This is a genomic window from Metamycoplasma equirhinis (assembly GCF_006385185.1).
GTDB lineage: Bacteria > Bacillota_I > Bacilli_A > Mycoplasmatales > Metamycoplasmataceae > Metamycoplasma > Metamycoplasma equirhinis.
Genome location: NZ_VFIX01000002.1, coordinates 89,696 through 111,514, shown reverse-complemented (window position 1 = coordinate 111,514; position 21,819 = coordinate 89,696). Strand labels below are relative to the sequence as shown.

Below are 21,819 nucleotides of genomic sequence, written 5' to 3'. Positions count from 1 at the left end.
TTTTTTGTTGTTTTTTTTTTCAGCCGAAGACCGCCAACGAGATTGGCTCTTGTCTCGTTGGCTCGGAAATGTGTATAAGAGAAAAAATTTATTTTGGAGAAAAAATGTATAAATTTATAGAAGGAATAAGCAAAGAATGAAAAATTTGAGAAAGGCCTAGTTCATATGGTTGATTTCATTTAATATTTATATTTTTCACAATTATTTTGGCAACATTAATGATTATTTTTATTAAAAAAGATAATAATCAAGAACTAAAAACTTGAAAATTAAAAACAATTATTGGTTCAATCTTTTTTGTTTTGCTATTGATAGAGATTTTCAAACAATTGTTAGCTATCGGTCATAATGATAGTGTTAAACATAAGTGAGTATATGACATTTATAAAAATCATTCATATTTTCCTTATGTTTTATGTTCTACTGCGTTATATATTATGCCAATATATTTACTTGTACCAAAAGGTAAAGTAAGCGATGGTATATTAACTTATATTGGAATATATTCATTGTGAATGGGCGGATTTGTTATTTTTTACCCAGGCGATGTATTCACTAAAAATATTTTTATTTGTTTCCATTCGATGATATATCACTCACTACTATTTGCGTTAGGATTATTCTTAACAATTAGATTCATTGTTAAATTCCATTGAAAAAGCTTCCTATATGCCGGTATAATTTTTATAGTTTTATATTTATTCGCAATCATTGGAAATGAAATAATATATCAATTAGAACAAAAATCTAAGTTAAAATGATCGTGAGGAATAAATTTATTCAATATGAGTCACCGCAAACCAAATCCAATGGTAAGTGATATTGCATTCCTAGCAAAAGCTAAACCATGAGTTATTACAATTTCATACATACCATTTACATTCATAGGTGTTGGAGCTTTTTGAAGTTTAATAAGTGGCATTGGATATTTAGTTAAATTTATTGAAAAGAAATACAAGTTAAGACAACAAAACAAAAATATAAATACCCAAGAATCAAAAATTTAGAAATTAATTATAAAAATACGCGCTTTTAACTAAGGCGTATTTTTATAATTTTCAAACTAGTAAACTTTTGCTAAACGCAATGCTATTAAAATAATGTTAATAACTACTAAAACAATTAAAAAACTAAATAATGATCAGAAAGCATTTCTTTGACGTTTTGGTACGAATTTAGATTTACGTGCATATGGATTGCAAGTTGCGCAACTTACTTCAGTCATTGGTTCATCTTTTTTAACTGCTTTAACAGATGTTTTCTCCATAACTTTAACAGGTTCTTCAACTGCTTTTTTGGTTGTCGTTTTTTTAGTTGACTTTTCAACTAAATTTTCTTTTTCGATAAATTCGATAACGTTTTCATTTTGAATTGCTTTTTCTTTAACAATTCCTACGATAGCACGAGCTTTTTCGATGCCAACACTTCCACGATATGCACCATCACGGTGGAATCATACTCTAGTATCATTTTTTGATTTTTCTGATACTCTAATAAATTCTTCAACCGCTTCGGTAAATTCTTTAAAGTTTCCTGAGATTTTTTTATTAGCTTTTTTAAAGTTAAATGATATATTTCTGTCAGCATCAAATGCTTCTGAAATGTAGTATTTATCTAACACTTTTTTAGGTTTTGCTTCCATTTTTTCTCCAAAAAATATATAAATTGTTCTTAATTTATACTATTATTTTAGCAAAATTTTATCAATATAAAAAAATAAACATTGAAATTTGAACTAAGCAATGTTATTTTATAAATTTTTTACTTGATTTTTGGATAAAATCAATGTTTTTCAATTAATTTTGTTTAAATTTCAATATATTGCTCAATATGTTTTCAATGTATTGGGCACTCATTGAAAAATCCAAACTTTCATTTATTTCTTGCAAGGTATTTTTTAGATTATTAATGGTTGAATAAGTAATATAACTGGGTTTATTAAATATTGAAATTTCAGCGTCGCATTTGAAAATCAGCACACCAACAATTGGAGTATTTTTTGGAACAATTTTTCCTAAATTAGAAATTTGACTTTTTAATGGCGTTATTTGATTGGGTATATTAATTTTTTTAGTCTTTGTTTCAATTTGTCATTCTCTTTCAAGTTCGTCTCCATCAAGCTTTAAACAATCGAAATTATTTGTTTTAAATATATATATACATTTTTCGGTTACTAATAAATCATTTATAAAAAATTTATTCTTTCCGTTTGGATTATTATAATCACCTTTCGTAATATACCTAGCATCTGAAACGGAATTAGCAAAATCAGAAATGATAGTCTTTATCGAATTTTCAATTTCATTATCTTTGCTATTTTCTCTTTTGTGTTTTTTGTGCATTAAAACACTAAAGACAATAATTAAAATAATAGTTACGATTACACAACAAATGCCGATAGCTATTCCAATGGTATATGGATTGTGGGTCATGTTCTCTCCTATTCAAAAATGTGATTATTTAATTTTTTGCGAATATTTTTATAGTTAGGGCAAAAATTTTTAACAATATTTCAAAAAGCACTGGAATGGTTTTGTTCTATAAAATGTGTAACTTCATGTAATGCTACATATTTTATATATTCTGGGTTATAGAAGATTAAAAATTGCGAAACAGTAATAATTTTTTTAGTTACATAATTTGTTGCTCACGCGGATTTTTTCTTGCTAATTTTTATACTCACACTAAATTGTTTTTCTAAAATTATATGCATATAATGATTTACAAATTCAATAAATTGTTTTTTTAGAACTGTTTTTAAATATTCTCAAAGTTTTTTTGAAATAAAAGCTGCGTTAGAACATTTTATCTTATCAATTATAAAATCGCTTTTGCTATCGTATAAAATAATTTGCTTTTCAAAAAGCGTAAAATATGTTTTTCTGCCAAATAAAAAAAATATGTTTTCTTTTCAATTAATATCAAGTAGCGGTTTTTCTTTTCGGGGTTTTAAACTAAGAAATTTGGATATGGAGACTAAAACAAAGTTTTTGATCGACTCATTTTTATAATTAAAAATATTTGTGTATAAGAAAAATTCACCATTAATTTCTTTAAAATATGTGTGTAAATTATCTTTGAAAATTACATTAACTTTATATTCTTTATCATCATAAGTATAATATTGAACTTCATCAATTTTGCGCATACTATAATTATATTCAAAAACAAAATTAGTGTAATTCAATGTTAAAAATCACTACATAATTAATTTTAAATTAATTAAATGATAATCATTTGCGTTTGTAGACTAGAATAATTTAATTTGAATTCAAAAATGGAATGTTTTTTCAATAAAAATTAAAAAATTCATTTTTTATTATAAAATATTAAGTGCTAATTATTAATAAGCAAGAAAGGCAAAAATGGCAAACATTAAATCAAAACAAAAAGCAATATTATCTAACGAAAAAGCAAACGCCCGTAACACAGCTATTAAATCATCAGTTAAAACTGCAATCAAAAAGGCAAAATTAGCATCACAAGCTAAAGATCCAAAAACTGTTGAATTAACTCAAAAAGCTCACCACGAAATTGACAAAGCCGTTTCAAAAGGTGTATTACACCAAAATAACGGCGCAAGAAAAGCTAGCCGTTTAGACGCATTTATTGCTAAAAACAAATAATAATTATTTCTTTTAAATTAAAAAGCCCACTTAAATATTGTTGGGCTTTTATTTATTTTAATTTTGGATATTTATTAATTTTAACGTGGGTAGGTTTTTTTATTTCGAAAACTAATGAATATTCGCCGCGAGGATTATTGGGAAGCTTTTGAAGTATTTCAACTGGCGAACCTTCATAACTTTCTTCGTAAATTTTTGTCATTTCTTTAATTAAAAATAAATTTACCGTATCGCCAAATTGAATTTTAAAATCATTTATAGTAGCAATAAGTTTATGTGGTGAGACATAACAAATATAAACGCCAGGTATTAACTTCTTCAAGTCATTTTGTCGACTTAATGACTTATCTTTTAGAAAACCGAGAAAGGTAAATGAATTACTGAAATTTGCTTTTATAATTGCGTGCGTAAAAGCGCTAGGGCCGCCAATGACATCAACAAAAATATTATTTTGCTTAGCTATTTTAATAATTTCAAAACCAGGATCGGATATGCAGGGCATTCCGGCGTCAGATATTAAAGAAACTTTTTTGCCATTTAAAATTAAATTTATTATTTTAGGTGTTATTGTGCGCTCGTTAAAATTATTATAAGAAATTAAAGTATAATTTGATATTTTGTAATGTGATAAAAGTTTTTTACTAACACGTGTATCTTCACATAAAATGTACTCAGATTCTTTTAATGTTTTTAACGCTCTTAATGTAATGTCTTCTAAATTACCGATTGGTGTTCCAACAATTGAAATTTTATAATTCATAAATTTCCTCTAATTTATTTATAAAATTAATTTTTTGAATTGAAAAATTAATATTTTTTGAAAAAATCTCATAACTTTCGACTATTAAGTCAACAATATTTGCAATGTTTTTTTTTGAAAAATTTTTATTGTTTAATTCACTTTCAGTTAGTAAAGAATATTTATAACTTTTAAGTAAGTTTTTATATATGTCTTCATATACAATGAACATATATATAAGTATTTTCTTTGCATTTGCTTTGTCAAAATTCAAAATCAGAAACGCAATTAAAGTTTCTGGTTTTTTATTTGATTGTAAAATTAAGTTGTTAAGCTCTTTTAGTTTTATTTTGCTTTCTGCAAGTTCTTCATTTTCAGCAATTGGATAAGCTAATAAAAACGAGTCAATATCATATATGTTTGCAAAAGAATTTTTAATATCAATCAAAAAAGATCGTGATTTTATTGTTTTAAGGACATTGTTTTTTTGATTTGTAGTCATTAAAACGATTGTATTAAACGGAGGATTTTCTAAAAATTTTAATAAACTATTTAAACTTTTCATGCTACCATTTTCAATATTTTTAATAATTAAAATTTTTTGTTTCTTGCTGTTTATTGCACTTTTAGTAGCTCAAGTTATTGCACTTAGTATTTCTTCTTTTGCTATAGATTCATTATTTGGATTTACGATATAGTAATTATCCCCAAAAGTAATTTGATCAAAACTTAAAAAATTCTCGTCATTGACTAAATTTATAAAAGTTTTAATATATTCATCAAAATCATTGGAAATCAATTGCGAAAATAAATAAACTTGTTGCAGTTTATTTTCATAAATTGAATTTTTAATTATTCGCAAAAAATTATCATTTGATTTCATTATAAAATGCAAACTTCCTTCAAAATAGTAATAAATTTTTTATATAGTTCATCAATCGAGCAATTAGCATCAATAATTCGATAATCGTTTGTGTTTTCTGAAATTATTTGTTTATATGCGGCACGCAATTTTTTATAGTAGTTTACATCAGAGGTTTCCAAACGATCAGTAAAATCACGATTTTTAGTAATTCTTTCGACAGAAATCTCTGGTTCTAAATCAAAAAAGATAATCAAGTCAGGTTTCGTGTTGTTTGTAGCAATTTCATTTAATGTTTTTACATTACCTAATCCAACACCACCTAAGATTCCTTGATAAACAAAAGATGATGTTCAATAGCGATCGGAAATTACATGTTTATTATTTTCGAGCGCAGGTCAAATTCCCTTTTCTAAGTTAATTCTTCGACTGGTTGCAAATAATAATGCATCCACCATAGGACTAAAACTATTTTCATTTTCTAAAATTAACTCGCGGATTTTTTCGGCTTCTTTTGAAAATGCGCTTCCTGGTTCACGAGTAAAAACAAAATTATCAATCATGTTTTTACAATTTAGTTCATCTCGAAATTTTTTTAATATTGTAGTTTTTCCAGATCCATCCATTCCTTCAATAACAATAAATTTTGCGTCCTGATTTGACATGATTTTTCCTCTTTTATAATTTTGTTTTATTTAGTAGTGATTCTTTTAGTGTAATGGGGTCAATATATTCAACTTGCAACCCTAAAGGAATACCAATTGATAATTGATAAGTATTTTTAACATTTAAAATATCACGAAATTTTTTTTGGAGATATTGTGTGGTTAATTGTCCTTCAATAGTCGCTGATAAAGCAAATATAATTTCGTCGTATTTTTTTGCTTCAGTTAACAGTTTTTGTTCGTTTTTTTTAAATATTTCATTTTCGAATTTTAAATCCATTAATTTCTCTAAAATAAAATATTTTCCTTTATAAATGCCAAGTTCCTCAAATTTTTTAATATCAGTCTGATTTTCGACAATTAAAAGCTTTTTGTCGCGTAATTTGTCTTGACATATTTCACAAATTACACTATTAGAATATACATTGCATTTTTCACATTTTATAGTCTCTTTTTTTAAAGTATTTATTCTCTCAAATAATTCATTTATTTGTTCATTTGATGTTTCTATAAAATAATTAATAGTACGTTGGATTTGTTTTTTTGTAAATCCAGGAATTTTTTTGAGAATATCTTCTAATTTTTCTTTAGCTGGGCTATCCATATTAAAAGCCATTTCCTGAATATTTACTATTTATTTCTTCATATGAAGCCTCAATTTCCTCTAAGCCTTCATTGACAGCTAACATAATTAAATCTTGTAATAGTTCAGGATCATCTGGATCAATAAGAGCAGGATTAATTTTTATTTCAGTAATTTTTCTTGATCCTAAAATTGTTAAATCAATTCCTTGTTTATTAATTAAAAATTGTTTTTTTGCAATTTCTTGTTCATCTTTTTCCATTTCGCCTTGAATGCGTTTTGCCTTTTTTAACATTTCGTTTATATTCATATTAACCTCTATTTTGTAATTTTAAATTTGTCGCCAAAAATGTCTTGCGCTCATTTGATTTTTTCTTTCTCGTTAGAATTTAATTTAGAAATATCAGGTAGTTTTTTTACTTCGGTTTTTTGTCTTAATTCATTTATATGTTCTTGCCAATATTTTTTAACTTCATTAATTTGTTCATTTGTTATTGCAAATAAATGTACGTATCTATCGAATACTTTAAATGACGCGTTAATAACTTCGTCTTTATAAGCGTTGATATTTAAATCAAAAACTTTTTCGTCGATATTGCAGGTAAACAAAACAAAATCCGTTGATGAAAAAAGTATCTTAAAACCACGTAATATGTTTTTGGTTTGTATGCCGGTTTCTGTGCCAAATAATTTTTGATCTAAAATGCCATATTGAACACTGTCTTTGATAGTAAAATCAGAATTTTCATAATTTTTTAAATTGTTTTTAGCAAATTGTCTAATCAATAAACAATCAACAATTTGTTCAATTGAAATCAGTTTATTATCTTGTTTTGGAAAATTAGTTATTTCTTCATTACTATTATTTTTTGTATTAGGATAAGATGGCAGTATTTCATTATTTTCACTTGTGTTATATTCGCTAGAAATGATTTGATCCTCTACTGATTCTGATTCAAATTCAGCTGTAGTCTCAGAAAGCAATATTTCTGAAGTTTTTTCTAATATATCATCAACATTAATTTCTTCAACTTCAATATCTTCCGGCTCGGATTTTTTTGGTGAAAAATCATAATTATTTGCGATATTTGATAAATTAAAATAAGAATTAAATTCAGCATTTTGATTGCGATTTTGTTTTTCGTTTTTGATTTCATGTTCAAAATTATTTATTTGACTAGCAATTTGAAAATCTTTTTCATCAGCAATTGTCGAAGGAGATTCAATAATATTTTGATATTTTTGTGTCGGTTCATTTTCTGAAGCAATATTTATAAGTTTAATTCACATTAATTCAATAAGTTGTTTTGTAAAATCAGAATATTTTATATCCTTAATCGTTTTTAAAATACATTCAATAAATTGTTCAGCATTTTTTTCTGATAAATTAATATTTTGAACATTTTCAATATTTAATGATTCTAACAAAAGCGAATCATTTGTTTTTTTAAAAATAATAAAATCACGTAAAGCATCAATTAATTGATTCAACATTCTTTCAAAATCAATCCCACTTTCAAAAAGTAAATTAGTTAGGCCTAACAACTCGGAAATATTTTTTGAATCAGCTAAATTTAATAATTTTATAATGTTATTTATATCTGTTATTCCAAATAAAGATTTTATTGCGTTTGTTGTAATTGTGTCATGCCCACAATAAATTGAAACTTGATCAGCCAAACTCAATGTATCTCTAAAACTTCCCGCTCCTAATTGTGAAAGCAATTCAAGCGCATCGTAATCGCATCTAATATTTTCTTTGTGAAAAATAAAGTCTAAGTTTTCTATTAATGTGTTTTTTGACATTTTCTTGAAATTAAAACGCTGTACCCTACTTAAAATTGTTAGTGGAATTTTTTGTGGATCGGTAGTAGCTAAAATAAATATTACATGTGTTGGCGGTTCTTCTAGTGTTTTTAATAAAGCATTAAATGCCCCCTTAGATAACATATGAACCTCATCAATTATATAAATTTTGTATTTGCTATTAGTTGGCAAGTGCTTAACTTTTTCGCGAAGTTCACGAATATCATCAATACCGGTATTGGAAGCAGCATCTATTTCAATAATATCAATGTTGCGGTCCACATTACGAATACAATCCTCGCAAGGTTCTAATTTATTGCCAATATTATGCAAACAATTAATTGTATTAGCGAATATTTTTGCGGTACTAGTTTTTCCGTTACCATGTGGCCCACAAAACAAATAGGCGTGGCTAATTTTTTCATTAAGAATTATGTTTTTTAAAGTTTTAATAATGTGATCTTGACCTTTAACTTCGTCAAATCTACTAGGACGATATTGGCGATAAAGTGCTAAATATTTATCAGATAAAGACATATCCCGATTCCTTCCCTTCTAAATATTTATATTTTACCAAAACTGAACTTGATATTTATGTTTTATTGTATATAATAATTTATTAATTAGAAATGAGTAATTATGAGTAAATTTGAAAATTTTTTTGGCGAAAAAAATACAAAAAATAATATTTTATATTATCTTGTTGCATCAATAATTGCGATACCTACCGGCATTATTGCGTTGCTAGCTTCGCTTCTTTTAAAACCATATATAAAAGAAGGGTTTGCAATTTTAATCACAATTGTGCAAATTATTGCAATTGGAATTATTTTATTCTTAATAATTTCACTTGCGCCAATATATAAGGATATTAAACAAAAATATAAAAAATCTACGATTACTTTATTTTCAATTATCATAATTTTCGCAGCAATTTCGCTTATATTATTAGTTTCCGCTTTTTTCATAAATTCAGTGATAAAAGCATATAAAAATGCGGACACTGATGCGATTTCAAAAATAAACGCTTTGAAACTTACGTTAATTTCAGCTACGTCAATTTATGTTGCTTTAACAACAATAAATTTGGGATTTGCAATTTATATTTACATTAAAACCAAGAGGGAATATAATGAATAAAGAAAAATCTTGTGGTGCAATTATATTTAAATATATAAATCGTGATTTACATGTTTTAATGGTTAAACAAAATTTAGGTCATTGAGGCTTTCCAAAGGGTCATGTTGAATTAAACGAAACTGAAAAAGAAACTGCAATTCGCGAAGTTAAAGAGGAAACTAATATTGATATTGAAATTATCGGTAATTTTGAATATGTAACTTCATATTCGCCATATGAAGGAACAATAAAAGATGTTAAATATTTTTTAGCTATTCCGCTAAGCAATTATTTGAAAAAACAAGACACAGAAATCAGTAATTTGCAATGAGTTGCAATAAAAGATGCACTCGAAAATAAAATCACATATCATAACGATTTTCTTTTGCTATCAAATGCATTAAATTACTATGAAGATAATTATGAATTTTTAAGTGAAATAGTTAATAAATTTAGTTAAAAAATAGCGCAAATAAACTAAACTAGGACAATTATTTTAGACTAAAATTTATATGCTTCCCAAACTTCCTGGGGAGTTTTTCAATTTAATATAGAATTAAATCTCTCATTATTGCATCAATTTATAAAATTATCTAGTTCGGTTTTCAATTTTGCAAATGTTAATTTCTTAACATTGGTATAAAAATTCGGAAAAATTTCACTTTTTAATATTGAAAAGAAATATTCTGCTTCTCGGTTATCTAAAGAATTTCCAACTCTTGACATTGATATTTTGCCATTATTCATTTTTATAAAATTAGCATATTCAGATGATGAATATTGATAACCATGGTCAGAATGTAAGATAAAATTTTCTGGAAATTTTGCATTTCTCACATGATTCATTACTAAATTAACATCATTATTTTTGGATATAGATCAATTAACTATTTTTTAGTTTTATGATGAATTAATATTGATAAATAAAATGACTATCACTCACATCTTTGGGAGTGGGAATATATGATACATCTGTTGCGTATATGTCATTATGAATTCCATTATAATCTCTTTGTGGCAATTCTTCAAATTTTGAATTTGTATTTTTGGTTTCTCTTTTACGTTTAGCTTTACAGACAAAGCAAATCAAATTTATTTTTCTCATATAACGCCCTAATGTTCTTGGATTTATTAAAAAATTAAATTTTAATAGTAAATATTGCGATAATCTATTTCTTCCAAATCGATTTAAATTTTCTTGAAATGCCTTTCTTATTTCTGCTTCATATGGAATTACTTTAGTTTTGAACTTATTTTCAGTCTTCATTTTTTTACATAAATAATAGAATTTAGTTCTTTTTATTTGCAAAATTTCCATTATTTCAGTATTTGCTAAACGTTTTAAATTGGAATTTTTCTTAATTTTTTTAATAATTTCTTCTAACTTATTATTACCATTAACTTCATTTATGATTTTAATTATTTCAATCATCTGTTCTTTAGTTAAATTATCATATACACTATGAGATTTACCTTTTTGGGTCTGTCGACATCCTTCACTTTTTTAGGTGATTTACCTGTTTTTGATTTTAGAACTATCATGCCTAAATTATAAAGTTTTAATTTTTTCAATTAATCTAAAACCATTTCTAAGTTTTGAAAATTTTGTTATTCCATTAGTATTGTTATATCAATTAATAAAATCATATTTGAAATATTTAATTTTATATTCATCAAATACTTTTAATCATTCTTCTTTCGTTAACTGTTTTGACATATTTCCTTCCTTATAAAAAAAGACTCAACAATTTTGAGTCTAATTTTTTTGTCCATGTTTAAAACGCTATTATTTTTTTATTTAACTATTTTCGGAAAAACAAATAATGGTAGAAATGCGAACAAGTATTTAACTTTAGATTTTTCTTTGCGATAGAATATCAAAGCAAAGATAAATTTAAACGCGTAGAAAGCCGGTATTGTAAATAATACAGCATAACGAAGCGAAAGAATTGATCAATCACTCATTTTATGATTTGCTATTAAATATGCAAAAAGCAAATAAATTGTTCCATAAAATAAAACGAAAATAGTTACAAATAAAAGATTAATAAAGTTGCCTATTTCTGAATTTATTTTTATATTTGAAAATTTTTTGAAAACATTTAAATAAACTACATACGAAGCTATTAAATCAACAAAAAATCCTTTAAATAAAATTAACGATGCAAATAATGGTGAGGGCAAAATTAATCATTCGTTAGCAACATTTGGTTTAATATAACCTATTATCGCCGATAGTGCTATATATAATGTTCATAAGCAAAAATCAAAAATTCTGTTTAAATAATGAGTGACTTTCATTTTTTTATTATTTAAAAGCACATAAAGAATATAAAATCCTTTTGAATTTTGATATTCGATTGTGTTGCTTTCTAATGACGATATTTTTTTGTAATAACATGACTTCATTACAAAATTTACTGTCACAGTAAAAATAAATAGTGTCAAAAACTTTGCTGCTGAGTAAATTTTGATATTTTCAGCTGCCAACGCCTTAGAAGCAAACAAAATAATGTCTGCAAGTAAAATGACAAAAGTAAAGAATATTATCAAAGCATTAAAAATTGCTAAAGTAATTAATTTTTTATCTTTTGGTTTGTTAATTTTATGCAATGATAAATTTAATTTAAATAAATCGATTGTAGATAAATTGTACATTAGTATCCACCACCATGATGTTCAAATGGATAGTTTTTTCCATATTTTTCCTGTAAAAATTTTTCATATTCTTCAAGTGACATTTTTCTACCTTGAAAATGGACGAAACGTTGACTATTAGATATGTTTTTTCTTTGATAAATTCCCACTAGTCAAGTTTCAAACAAAAATGATGAACTCATTATAACTTGTGAATATCCCTCTCATCCATAATGAACTAAATACTTATTCTCATTATTATAATACCCATATGGCATAATAGCGTGATAGCCAAATGTAAAATCATTCCCCATTATAATTGTAGGTTTATTATCCCTAATTCATTTTCAAGGTTTTATCCAACCTCAAACTCTCGTTTGAAAATCAATCGGCATACCATTTTTGTTTTCTGAAAAAAAACTTTTCATTATTTTAACTACGTCAAGATGTGTAGTTGCAAAACCATGATTATATTTTTCTCACAAATCAAAAGGTATTTTTTTATTAAATGTATCTACTGTTGCATAATCAAACCTGTCGCGGTCAGGATCGCTTTGATTATATGTTGTTGAATATTTTTTTAGTTGGTCTTCGTCAAAAGTTTTATCCGAATAAAATAACTGTGAATATTGTAGTAAAATCGACATGGCAATAAAATGGCATAGTCCTTTATCATATCTTCCTGGATATCATTCATTTGGTTCGGTATATCCAAAATCATTGCGCAATCCTTTAAATCACCAAGAATGTTCTAATTCAACGTCAGCAAATATCATTTCAATTTGTGAAGATTCAGGGCTTTCTTTATTAAATGTTGGTATAGTTCGTTCATTAATATTTACATTTTGATTTTTACTCAATATATTAACATTGTTTTTGTCTTTTATATATTCATCTAAATTTATTATTTTTTGCTTTAATATATCGGCCCTTTTATTTTCATTTAAACTTACTGCAATGGCTCTGTTATTTTTAAAAATAGATTTTTTGTTTTTAGAACTGTGTGTAATATATTCGTATTCTTGTTTTTCAAATAGCTTATAGCCTATTACATCAATAATATATTCATTGTTTTTATTTATATTTTTTTGTTTAATATTCGTTTTTGGGTTAATAAGCAAGGTTTCATTATTTATTAATGATACCAACAGATTTCCAAATGGATTAAATTCAACAAAAAGATAGGGATTTTCATATTCATCCTCACAATATATCGCTTTATCAACTGTATATTTTATAATTTTATTGTATTTTTTGACTTCCAACTCACAATACAAAAACAATTTCTTTAAAAATTCATTAGTTAATTCTAGTTTTTTATTAATTTTATTTTGATTTACTAATATATTCCCAATTTCGTTATTAAGATTTATTTGCTTTTCATTCATATTTTCTAATATCATTTATTTTCTTCCTTTATTTTTTCTAAAATTGAATTTATTTTTTCTAAAATAGGTAGCATTATATTAAACACTATTTTATTTTCCTTGTAAATATAAAAATTGTTTTCTTTATTAATAAAATTTTCATTTAAACGTTTTAAAAATATAAAAATTGCATTGATGTTTTGAGTATTATTTTTGAGAAAAAAAATAGTTCCACAATTTAATTTTTTTTTAAAACTTGGCTTTTTCAATGACGAAATCACATAATAAAAAAAATCGTTTTTTATAATAAAAATCTTATCTAATATATTTAAAAATTTATTCAATCCAGCATTCAAAGATAAATTTTTAAACAAAATTGAAAGTCTTGAATTTACAAAATAATTATTTCTTCGTAGATAGTTATTTAAACTCAATAAATTATTATAGTAATGTTTCTTAAGACTTATTATTTGATAGCATAAATTAGACTTTATATTGTCCAAAATATAACCCACTAATTTATTATCATAGTCTATTTTTTGAATTATTTCAACCATATCGGATAAAATTTGATTTATTTTTCGTCTCTTTTTTATTTCGTTGGCAAAATCAACACCAATAATATATGCTAGTTGTGTAAATTTTGACGGTAGAAAATATAAAGAATTCGTGGTTCGTAATCTCGAAGAGTCAGATATAAATTTTGAATCTATATTTTTTTCAAGAATGAACTCAAGTTTAAATTCTTGTGAATTAAATTTTATTTTGCATTTTTTTATTAATTCTGTTTTTTTAGAAAAATTTATAATTTCAAAATTACTCAAAAATGAATTAACATATTTGTTTTTTTGCTGCAAATTTATGTTTGAGTCCAACAAAACATCAAGGTCATTAGGTTTTCTGGAAATAATTTTATTTAAATATAATACAGTGCTGCCTTGCAAAATTAACCTACTATCAAAATCATATTTTTGTATTGTTGATAATAATTCAAGCAAATTTTTATCCTCATCCATATATCAAATTGTATTTTTTTATGTGAATAAAAATAAAAAATTATTAAAAAAAATAACTATAAAACAAAAAAAATATTAAAAGTGATAAAAAATATAGAATGATATTCAAAAAATATTGCCTTTATTTCACGGCAATATTCCCGTTTTATTTTTTGCAAAAACTATTGTTAATCTTTAGTTTGAACTTCGGGCGAATTATTTTCTGATTCTTGTGATTTTTGAATCGCAAGTTTTAATTCCTTCACTAGTCTTTTACCCATTTCGGTAACTTGTCTTTCAGTTTCATCAATTGAAACGCCATTTTTAATCAAATTAATCCTTTGACTATCTAAAAGTGATTTAATGAATTGACTTGCTTGTTCATTAGTAATTTGATTTTCACTACCTTCGGAACTTGTAATTCATGGCAAGTCAATTGAACTATTTGATGACGGTATTGCATCATAATTATTCATTAAATTAACTGCACACTCTAATGCGATTCGCTTAACTAATTCATTAAATTTCTTTGAACCAACTTTAGTGTAAACTTGATATGGATTTTTTTGTGAATATTGAACTAAATTAGTGCTACGTCTCAATTTATCCATAACATTAATATGGTCTTGTCAAGCGCTATCAAACACGTTAAGAATAATATTTCTTTCCGAAGAACCTAAAGCCGCAATTCCATACTTATCAATCATATTTTGACGAAGTTTATCATATTCCTTATTTCAAATATTGATAATGAAATCAGTCATTTCTTCACGATCGTATTTTTTTATTTCTTCCTTATCAAAAGTATAAGTTGAAATCGCCATAAAATTATTATTTAAATAAGAAGTAAAAGCTTCTAAATCTAAAGCATCATTTTTCTTTATAAAATATGGGTTATTAACCACTTGTTCAGCAGCCACGGCAAGCATTTTTCTTATAATCGAACCTAAATCATCACGATTTAAAATTAAATCACGTTGTTCGTAAATTAAATCACGTTGTTGTCTAATAACATCATCGTAATTTAAAACGCTTTTACGACTGTCATAGTTAAAACCTTCAATTTTCTTTTGCGCTCTTAAAAATGCTTTACGAATTGATTCGCCTTCGATTGGATCTTCGCCGTAAACCTTAAAAATTTCTTTTCATTTATCTTGTACTGAGAAACGCAAAATTAATTGGTCATCTAAAGATAGGAAAAATTTAGTATACCCAACATCTCCTTGTCTACCAGAACGACCTTTTAATTGATTATCAATACGTCTAGATTCAGCTTTTTCAGTACCCAAAACATATAGTCCACCCACCTCAAGTGCTTCTTTTGAAGGTTTTATATCGGTTCCACGACCAGCCATATTTGTAGCTATTGTAATGGCTCCTAATTGCCCAGCTTTAGCAATTATTTCTGCTTCTGAAGCATCCTGTTTAGCATTTAAAACAGTGTGTGGCACGCCAGCTTCTAGTAAATATTCGTGTAAAATTTCTGAGTCTTCTACTTGCGCGGTTCCGATTAAAACTGGCTGTTTTCTTTCATATGCGGCCTTAACCTCTCTCGTTACTGCTTTTCATTTTGAATGCATATCGACATAGATTTCATCTTTATCATCAAATCTAACAACTGGTTTATTTGTTGGAACTTCATTAACACGCATATTGTAAATATCTATAAATTCTTTTTCTTCGGTTTTCGCGGTACCCGTCATCCCGCTAATTTTCTTAAAAAGTCTAAAAAAGTTTTGATATGTTATTGTTGCTAATGTTTTGGTTTCTGATTCGATTTCAACACGTTCTTTGGCTTGAATTGCTTGTTGTAATCCTTCAGAGTATGCTCTACCTTCCATAATCCGACCAGTAAAAGAGTCGACAAGCTCAATTTTATCGTCGCGAACAATATATTCAACATCAAGTTTCATAACCTTGTGCGCACGCAATGCATTTTGAATTCTATGTACAAGTTCTGAATTTTCAATATCATATAAATTAGTAAAATTAAAATATTTATTCGCTTTTGAAATTCCATCATCAGTTAAATAAACTGACTTTGTTTCTTCATCGATAAAATAATCATCTTGGCTTAATGTTCTTACAAATAAATCAGCTATTGTATATAAATTACTTTCATCGTTATCGCCACCTGAAATAATTAAGGGAGTTTTAGCTTCATCAATTAATATAGAGTCAACTTCATCAAGCAAGATAAAATCAAGTCCTCTTTGAACTTTTTCTTCTTTTGTCATTGCCATGTTGTCTCTTAGATAATCAAAACCTAACTCAGAGTGAATTGAATAAACAATATCACAAGCATATGCAGCGCGTTTTTGGTCAGGTTGCATTTGTGCTTTATTAATTCCAACAGTTAATCCTAAAAAATTAAATACTTGGCCCATTTCTTCAGCATCACGTTCAGCTAGATATTCGTTAACCGTTGAAACAATTACACTATTGCCGGTTAGCGCATTTAAATAAACAGGCGCAATTGATGTAATAGTTTTACCTTCACCGGTTTTCATTTCGGCAACCGATCCTAAATCAAGAATAATGCCGCCAATCATTTGCACATCATAAGGGCGCTTGCCCAATATTCTTTTTGTTGCTTCCCTTGAGACCGCAAAAACTTCGGCGCGAATATTTTCGGCTGTTTCACCAGATTTGATTCTGCCTTTAAATTCATTAGTTTTCGCTTTCAGTTCATCATCACTAAGAACAGAAATTTGTGCCTCTAATTTATTAATTTTTTTAAGAGTGGCTTCAGCGATACGCATTTCAGCTGATTTAAAATTAAATAACTTCATAAACATATATTTTATAGCATTTATTGCTATGCAATACTAAAAAAATAAAAAAGCACGATACATTGTTCGCACTTTAGTTTAATTATTTATTTTCAACTTTTTTAAGTTCGTCTTTTTCTTTTGCTTTTTTTGCTTCTTCTTCTCTAGCACGGGCTTTTTCGGTAATCCTTGCTAGTTTAGATTCTTCGTGTTCTTTAACAAATGCTTTATTTTTCTTATATTCTTCAAACCCAGTTTTATCATTGTATGAAATTAGTAAATCAATAACATGTTCATTAATGTAACGGTTTTCAACATTTTCGAATTTTAAAATACTTTTTACACCATCAATACCAATTTTGTAAAGATCTGCAATTCTTTGACATTCTGCTAAATATTCTTCTTGTGAAAGACTAATTTTTTCAGCTTTAGCGATTGCATTAAGAATAAAACTTTTCTTTAGATTTAAAATTGCAGATTCATCAAATGTTTTTAAAACATCTTCTTTAGTGTTATTAGTAAATTCTAAATATTCTTTTTCTAAAATTTCTTGTTGTTTTAAATTATTAATAAAGTTTGCGTAATATTTTTCTGCTTCTTGCTTTACAAGTGAATCGGGAACATTTATTTTTGAACTTTCAACTAATTTTTGTATTATTAAATTAGTAAATTCTGTCTCAATTTTTGATAATTTTTCGCTATATGTTTTTGCTTTAATTTCATTTTTGTATTCATCAAGTGTTTCAACACCTGGTAAATTAATTTCTTTAATAAATTGTTCAGTAATTTCTGGAAAATTAGGTCTTTTAACAAAGTTAATTTTAACGTGAAATGTAACTGGTTTACCAGCTAAAGAGTTAACATGATAATTCTTTGGGAATTCTAACTCAAGGTCTTTTTCTTCACCTTTTTTTAGACCGATCATTTTATCTTCAAATCCAGGAATAAATTGTCCTGATCCAATTTTTAAATCAAATCCTTCAGCATCGCCACCGTCAAATGGTTTACCATCAACATAGCCTTTAAAATCGAAGTTAACTGTATCTTCTTTAGCAATAGCATCATCAGTATCTAATAGTGCAACATAATCACTTAATAGTTGCAATTCTGTGCTTTGAACTTCATCATTAGTTAATTTTAATGATCCTAATTTAATGTCTAAATTTTTATAGTTTCCCAATTTAACTTCGGGCATTAATGGAAAGACAAATTCAATAATAACTTTTTCTTTCGGATTATCAGTTTCACCCAATGTAAGCTTTGCTTTGCCGATTATTTCATCATTATCTTGAATTTCGGTTTTGATATGTTTTTCATATATTGAATCTATGTTTGAACTTAGAGCCTTGTCTAATATTTCACTAAATGAAATTCTTTTATCGGCTTCTCTTTCGGGGGCTTTACCTTTTCTAAAACCTGGAACTGTGATGTTTGCGCGTAATGATTTTTTAGCTTTTTCAAATGCGGTTTGTAATTCTTCGCCTTCTAATGTATAAGAAATTATCAATTCACTTTTTTCTTTATTTATTATTCTTGACATTTTTTCTCCTTAAAAATAAATATCTTTATTATTATATTTAATTTAAGTAAATTTAATTGTATTTTTATTTGAATTTTTTTGACTTTTTGTCGCAAAAAATATCAAAAATTATTTATTGTTATAAATGCTTCTAAAATCATAAAAGAAACCAAAATTACTTATTTTTTTGCTTTTATTGCATTTAAAAAAACAGATTGAAGTAAGAAATTATTTTTTTGCTATCATTTAGAGCATAATAACATAAAACAAAACAAGGAGAATTCCATGAGTAGAAGAAGTTTTAACCCTAGTAGTTTTATATCAACTGCATCAATAACACTTTTTTTATTAGGACTAATCATAATTCCTATTGGCGCATTTGATATAACTACACATACAACAAAAGTTATTTCGAGCGATAGTACTTGAAGTATTGGAATTAACGGATATTTTTCATTCGTTACATTAACATTTTCTTTACTACTGCTAATATTTGCGCCAACAAAAATTGCCACTGTTTCGAAATTTTTATTCGCTGCTGTTAAAGATGCAATAACTAAAGGTAAAGCCGGAGCTCCAATGGCAGCAATTATTATTTGCGCCTTAATATTAGCAATTTTAATTGCATTATTCATGCTTACATTGCAAATTATATGAATAATAACCATTATTGTTGCATTTGCTAAAAAAGCAATCGCTGAAGGCATATTTTTATTAATATTTGATGCAATATTTATTCTAAACTTTATTTTAGTGTTCACACTTCACTTATTTGGCAGCAAAGGCGCTCTTGTGATGAACAAAATTGCTGCAGCTAAAGTATATATTCCACTAATTTATGCTTTAATGGTTGAAATACTACTAGCAAATATCACAGCAATTATTTCGAGAGCAACTTTAAAATCACCCACTAAAGCAAAAATACAAGAACAATAAAAAATATAGGCATAACCAATAATCTTTGGCGCAGCCTATATTTTTATTTGAAAACATTATATAATTTATGCTCTTTTTCAGTTAAATCCTTTGAAGATTTTTCGCCATATAAAACTTGAACAACATTAAAAATTTGCTCATAATCATTTGATGTTCTATTTAGTAAAATGTCAATTCAATTTTGAAATAAATATGCTGAAAATACTTGGCGCGCAATTTTTATTTTTGAAATATCCTTTTCAAATAAATTTAAAATTTTTTCTTGCATTTTATTAACGCCTTCGTTTTTCAAAAACGAGCCCATTTTTTTAGGATTAATAATTTCGCCATTTATTTTATAGTTAAAATCAATATCTTTCAAAACTAATAAATCATAAATTAGTGTTTGAAAACCAGCGCTATCAAAATTTATTTCGTCAAAAAAATATTGAAAATCTTTAGCATATTTTGCTAAATTTTCACGTGCTTTCAGTTCATTGTACATTACCATAAAGGCATAATCCATTTTTTTGTTTTTAAGCAAGTTAATTAAAGTTAAAGTGTCTAATGAAGTCTTTGCAATTAAATTATTTTTTTTGATTTGAAAAATAACATTATCACGTAATGCATTTAAATCAGCTATATCGTTTTCTGAAATAACATTTTTTAGTTCTTCATCAATTATATAAATTGCGCGTAAGGAGTCTATTTGCTTAATTTCTTCCACTTTTTTTAATATTTCATCAAAATTTATATTGTTATTTGCTAAATCCATGCTTTTAATTTTACTATTAATTAGTAATATTTTATAATTAATATTAAGGAGAAATTATGTCAAAAATAATTAATATAAAAGCATATGAAGTTTTAGATAGTCGCGGAAATCCAACTGTTAAAGTTGAATTGAAAACAAAAAAAGCTTTTGCCGAAGCTCTTGTTCCTTCTGGGGCATCAACAGGTTCAAAAGAAGCATTAGAATTACGTGACAAAAACACACAATACGAAGCAAATTGATTTGGTGGTAAAGGAGTTCAAACCGCTTGCGATAATGTTAATAATATTATTGCGCCACAATTGCTAAAAAAAGATGTTAAAAAGCAATTTGAAATTGACCAATTAATGATTGATTTAGATAATACAGAAAATAAAGAAAAATTAGGTGCGAATGCTATATTAGCTGTTTCATTAGCTTGCGCAAAAGCCGCTGCATCAGAAAAAAAGCAACCATTATATAAATATTTGGCATCGCTAGATAATCGTGAAGCATATAAATTGCCAGTTCCGATGTTAAATGTTATTAACGGTGGGGAACACGCATCAAATACAATTGATTTTCAAGAATTTATGATTATGCCAATCGGGGCTAAAACATTTAAAGAAGCTTTGCAAATGGCTAATATGGTGTTTCACACTCTATCTAAATTGCTAAAAAAAGCAGGACATGGAACGCAAGTTGGTGATGAAGGCGGTTTTGCTCCAAATTTGCGCACCCATGAAGAAGCACTTGATTTTTTGGTTAATGCGATTAAAACTGCAGGATTTAATCCCGCTACCTCAGGAGAAAAGGCAATTGCAATTTGTCTTGATGCAGCTAGTTCAGAACTTTATAATTCTGATACCAAAACTTATGTCTTTAAAAAATTTAAAGAAGCAGTTTTAAATAAAAGTAAGGGATATGCAAAACTTGTTGATTACAAATATGAATTCACATCAGATGAATTCGTCGACTATTATGGAAAATTAATAACCAAATATCCAATTATTTCAATTGAAGACTCACACGACGAGAATGACTGAGAAGGTTTTCAAAGAATGAACAAAAAATTTGGAAAAAATATTCAATTAGTTGGTGATGATTTAATTGTTACAAACCCAAAATTTATTGCAATGGCCATCGAAAAAAAAGCAATCAATGCTTCGCTAATCAAAATAAACCAAATCGGTTCGCTTTCAGAAACTATTAAAGCAATCAAATTAAGCCAATCAATGAATCTTGTTCCAGTTATATCGCATAGATCCGGCGAAACCGAAGATACATTTATCGCTGATTTATCAGTTGCATTTAACACTGGAGAAATAAAAACTGGTTCGCTTTCAAGAACTGATCGTGTTGCTAAATATAATCGTTTATTAAAAATTGAAAATGAATTGGGTGAAAAAGCTAAATATGAAGGCAAACAATCGTTTGTAAATTTAAATTCTAAATAATGAAACA

General features: G+C 26.4%; 24 protein-coding genes. 6 read left to right on the top strand and 18 right to left on the bottom strand.

Features of this window, described 5'->3' with window-relative positions; translation table 4 throughout:
* Positions 1–104: 104 nt before the first annotated feature.
* Complete coding sequence (locus FJM08_RS07460; protein ID WP_140031370.1) at positions 105–1,007, top strand: TMEM164 family acyltransferase; 903 nt, start codon at positions 105–107, stop codon at positions 1,005–1,007.
* Positions 1,008–1,063: 56 nt separating this feature from the next.
* On the opposite strand, the gene FJM08_RS07455 is transcribed toward FJM08_RS07460, so the two are convergent.
* The 3 genes from FJM08_RS07455 to FJM08_RS07445 all read right to left on the bottom strand — a co-directional run bounded on the left by FJM08_RS07455 (position 1,064) and on the right by FJM08_RS07445 (position 3,148).
* Entirely contained in the window at positions 1,064–1,642 is a 579-nt protein-coding gene (locus FJM08_RS07455; RefSeq protein ID WP_140031369.1) for a hypothetical protein, read from the bottom strand.
* A gap of 154 nt (positions 1,643–1,796) precedes the next feature.
* Positions 1,797–2,432, bottom strand: coding sequence for a hypothetical protein (locus FJM08_RS07450; protein WP_140031368.1), 636 nt, complete (start codon positions 2,430–2,432; stop codon positions 1,797–1,799).
* Between the two features lie 8 nt (positions 2,433–2,440).
* Positions 2,441–3,148: a YgjP-like metallopeptidase domain-containing protein gene (locus FJM08_RS07445; protein WP_140031367.1), complete on the bottom strand. Its 708-nt coding sequence runs from the start codon at positions 3,146–3,148 to the stop codon at positions 2,441–2,443.
* Positions 3,149–3,365: 217 nt separating this feature from the next.
* On the opposite strand from FJM08_RS07445, the gene rpsT reads away from it, so the two are divergent.
* On the top strand, positions 3,366–3,626 hold the full coding sequence (gene rpsT / locus FJM08_RS01075; protein ID WP_140031366.1) for a 30S ribosomal protein S20: 261 nt from the start codon (positions 3,366–3,368) through the stop codon (positions 3,624–3,626).
* Positions 3,627–3,678: 52 nt separating this feature from the next.
* On the opposite strand, the gene rsmI is transcribed toward rpsT, so the two are convergent.
* The 6 genes from rsmI to dnaX are packed head-to-tail and all read right to left on the bottom strand — an operon-like array spanning position 3,679 to position 8,818.
* Positions 3,679–4,386, bottom strand: a complete 708-nt coding sequence (gene rsmI / locus FJM08_RS01070; protein WP_140031365.1) for a 16S rRNA (cytidine(1402)-2'-O)-methyltransferase — start codon at positions 4,384–4,386, stop codon at positions 3,679–3,681.
* Complete coding sequence (locus tag FJM08_RS07440; protein WP_140031364.1) at positions 4,376–5,248, bottom strand: DNA polymerase III delta subunit-related protein; 873 nt, start codon at positions 5,246–5,248, stop codon at positions 4,376–4,378. Before FJM08_RS07440 ends, rsmI begins: the two co-directional genes overlap by 11 nt.
* Positions 5,248–5,892, bottom strand: a complete 645-nt coding sequence (gene tmk / locus FJM08_RS01060) for a dTMP kinase (protein WP_140031363.1) — start codon at positions 5,890–5,892, stop codon at positions 5,248–5,250. The genes FJM08_RS07440 and tmk overlap by 1 nt, the downstream gene beginning before the upstream one ends.
* Before the next feature lie 13 nt (positions 5,893–5,905).
* Entirely contained in the window at positions 5,906–6,508 is a 603-nt protein-coding gene (locus FJM08_RS01055; RefSeq protein WP_140031362.1) for a toprim domain-containing protein, read from the bottom strand.
* Complete coding sequence (locus FJM08_RS01050; RefSeq protein WP_140031361.1) at positions 6,498–6,785, bottom strand: YbaB/EbfC family nucleoid-associated protein; 288 nt, start codon at positions 6,783–6,785, stop codon at positions 6,498–6,500. Before FJM08_RS01050 ends, FJM08_RS01055 begins: the two co-directional genes overlap by 11 nt.
* 8 nt (positions 6,786–6,793) lie before the next feature.
* Complete coding sequence (dnaX, locus tag FJM08_RS07435; RefSeq protein WP_140031360.1) at positions 6,794–8,818, bottom strand: DNA polymerase III subunit gamma/tau; 2,025 nt, start codon at positions 8,816–8,818, stop codon at positions 6,794–6,796.
* Positions 8,819–8,920: 102 nt separating this feature from the next.
* Here dnaX and FJM08_RS01040 point away from each other — a divergent pair, with 102 nt between their 5' ends.
* Entirely contained in the window at positions 8,921–9,421 is a 501-nt protein-coding gene (locus FJM08_RS01040; RefSeq protein ID WP_140031359.1) for a hypothetical protein, read from the top strand.
* Positions 9,414–9,860, top strand: coding sequence for a bis(5'-nucleosyl)-tetraphosphatase (locus FJM08_RS07430; protein WP_140031358.1), 447 nt, complete (start codon positions 9,414–9,416; stop codon positions 9,858–9,860). Before FJM08_RS01040 ends, FJM08_RS07430 begins: the two co-directional genes overlap by 8 nt.
* A 41-nt stretch (positions 9,861–9,901) precedes the next feature.
* Here FJM08_RS07430 and FJM08_RS04775 read toward each other — a convergent pair whose 3' ends face one another.
* The 8 genes from FJM08_RS04775 to tig form a co-directional block, all read right to left on the bottom strand.
* On the bottom strand, positions 9,902–10,246 hold the full coding sequence (locus FJM08_RS04775) for an IS3 family transposase (RefSeq protein WP_306769761.1): 345 nt from the start codon (positions 10,244–10,246) through the stop codon (positions 9,902–9,904).
* Between the two features lie 64 nt (positions 10,247–10,310).
* On the bottom strand, positions 10,311–10,832 hold the full coding sequence (locus FJM08_RS04770) for a hypothetical protein (protein WP_241863726.1): 522 nt from the start codon (positions 10,830–10,832) through the stop codon (positions 10,311–10,313).
* Positions 10,833–10,949: 117 nt separating this feature from the next.
* Positions 10,950–11,117 (bottom strand): hypothetical protein, encoded by a 168-nt coding sequence (locus FJM08_RS07425; protein WP_306769760.1) that lies wholly within the window; start codon positions 11,115–11,117, stop codon positions 10,950–10,952.
* A gap of 77 nt (positions 11,118–11,194) precedes the next feature.
* On the bottom strand, positions 11,195–12,058 hold the full coding sequence (locus tag FJM08_RS07420) for a hypothetical protein (protein WP_140031357.1): 864 nt from the start codon (positions 12,056–12,058) through the stop codon (positions 11,195–11,197).
* Positions 12,058–13,440 carry a putative cysteine peptidase gene (locus tag FJM08_RS07415; protein ID WP_140031356.1) on the bottom strand — a complete coding sequence of 461 codons (1,383 nt, stop codon included), beginning with the start codon at positions 13,438–13,440 and terminating at the stop codon, positions 12,058–12,060. The genes FJM08_RS07420 and FJM08_RS07415 overlap by 1 nt, the downstream gene beginning before the upstream one ends.
* A complete protein-coding gene (locus FJM08_RS01015) occupies positions 13,431–14,420 on the bottom strand; it encodes a hypothetical protein (RefSeq protein ID WP_140031355.1) in 990 nt (329 codons plus the stop codon). The genes FJM08_RS07415 and FJM08_RS01015 overlap by 10 nt, the downstream gene beginning before the upstream one ends.
* A 167-nt stretch (positions 14,421–14,587) precedes the next feature.
* Positions 14,588–17,191 (bottom strand): preprotein translocase subunit SecA, encoded by a 2,604-nt coding sequence (gene secA, locus FJM08_RS07410; RefSeq protein WP_140031354.1) that lies wholly within the window; start codon positions 17,189–17,191, stop codon positions 14,588–14,590.
* Positions 17,192–17,273: 82 nt separating this feature from the next.
* On the bottom strand, positions 17,274–18,710 hold the full coding sequence (tig, locus tag FJM08_RS01005) for a trigger factor (protein ID WP_140031353.1): 1,437 nt from the start codon (positions 18,708–18,710) through the stop codon (positions 17,274–17,276).
* 78 nt (positions 18,711–18,788) lie between these two features.
* Between tig and FJM08_RS07405 the strand changes: the two genes are divergently transcribed.
* A complete protein-coding gene (locus FJM08_RS07405) occupies positions 18,789–19,625 on the top strand; it encodes a hypothetical protein (RefSeq protein ID WP_140031352.1) in 837 nt (278 codons plus the stop codon).
* Between the two features lie 43 nt (positions 19,626–19,668).
* Here the strand turns inward: FJM08_RS07405 and FJM08_RS00995 are convergent, their stop codons facing one another.
* Entirely contained in the window at positions 19,669–20,379 is a 711-nt protein-coding gene (locus tag FJM08_RS00995; RefSeq protein ID WP_140031351.1) for a hypothetical protein, read from the bottom strand.
* Between the two features lie 56 nt (positions 20,380–20,435).
* Between FJM08_RS00995 and eno the strand changes: the two genes are divergently transcribed.
* Positions 20,436–21,812: a phosphopyruvate hydratase gene (gene eno, locus FJM08_RS00990; protein WP_140031350.1), complete on the top strand. Its 1,377-nt coding sequence runs from the start codon at positions 20,436–20,438 to the stop codon at positions 21,810–21,812.
* Positions 21,813–21,819 lie beyond the last annotated feature (7 nt).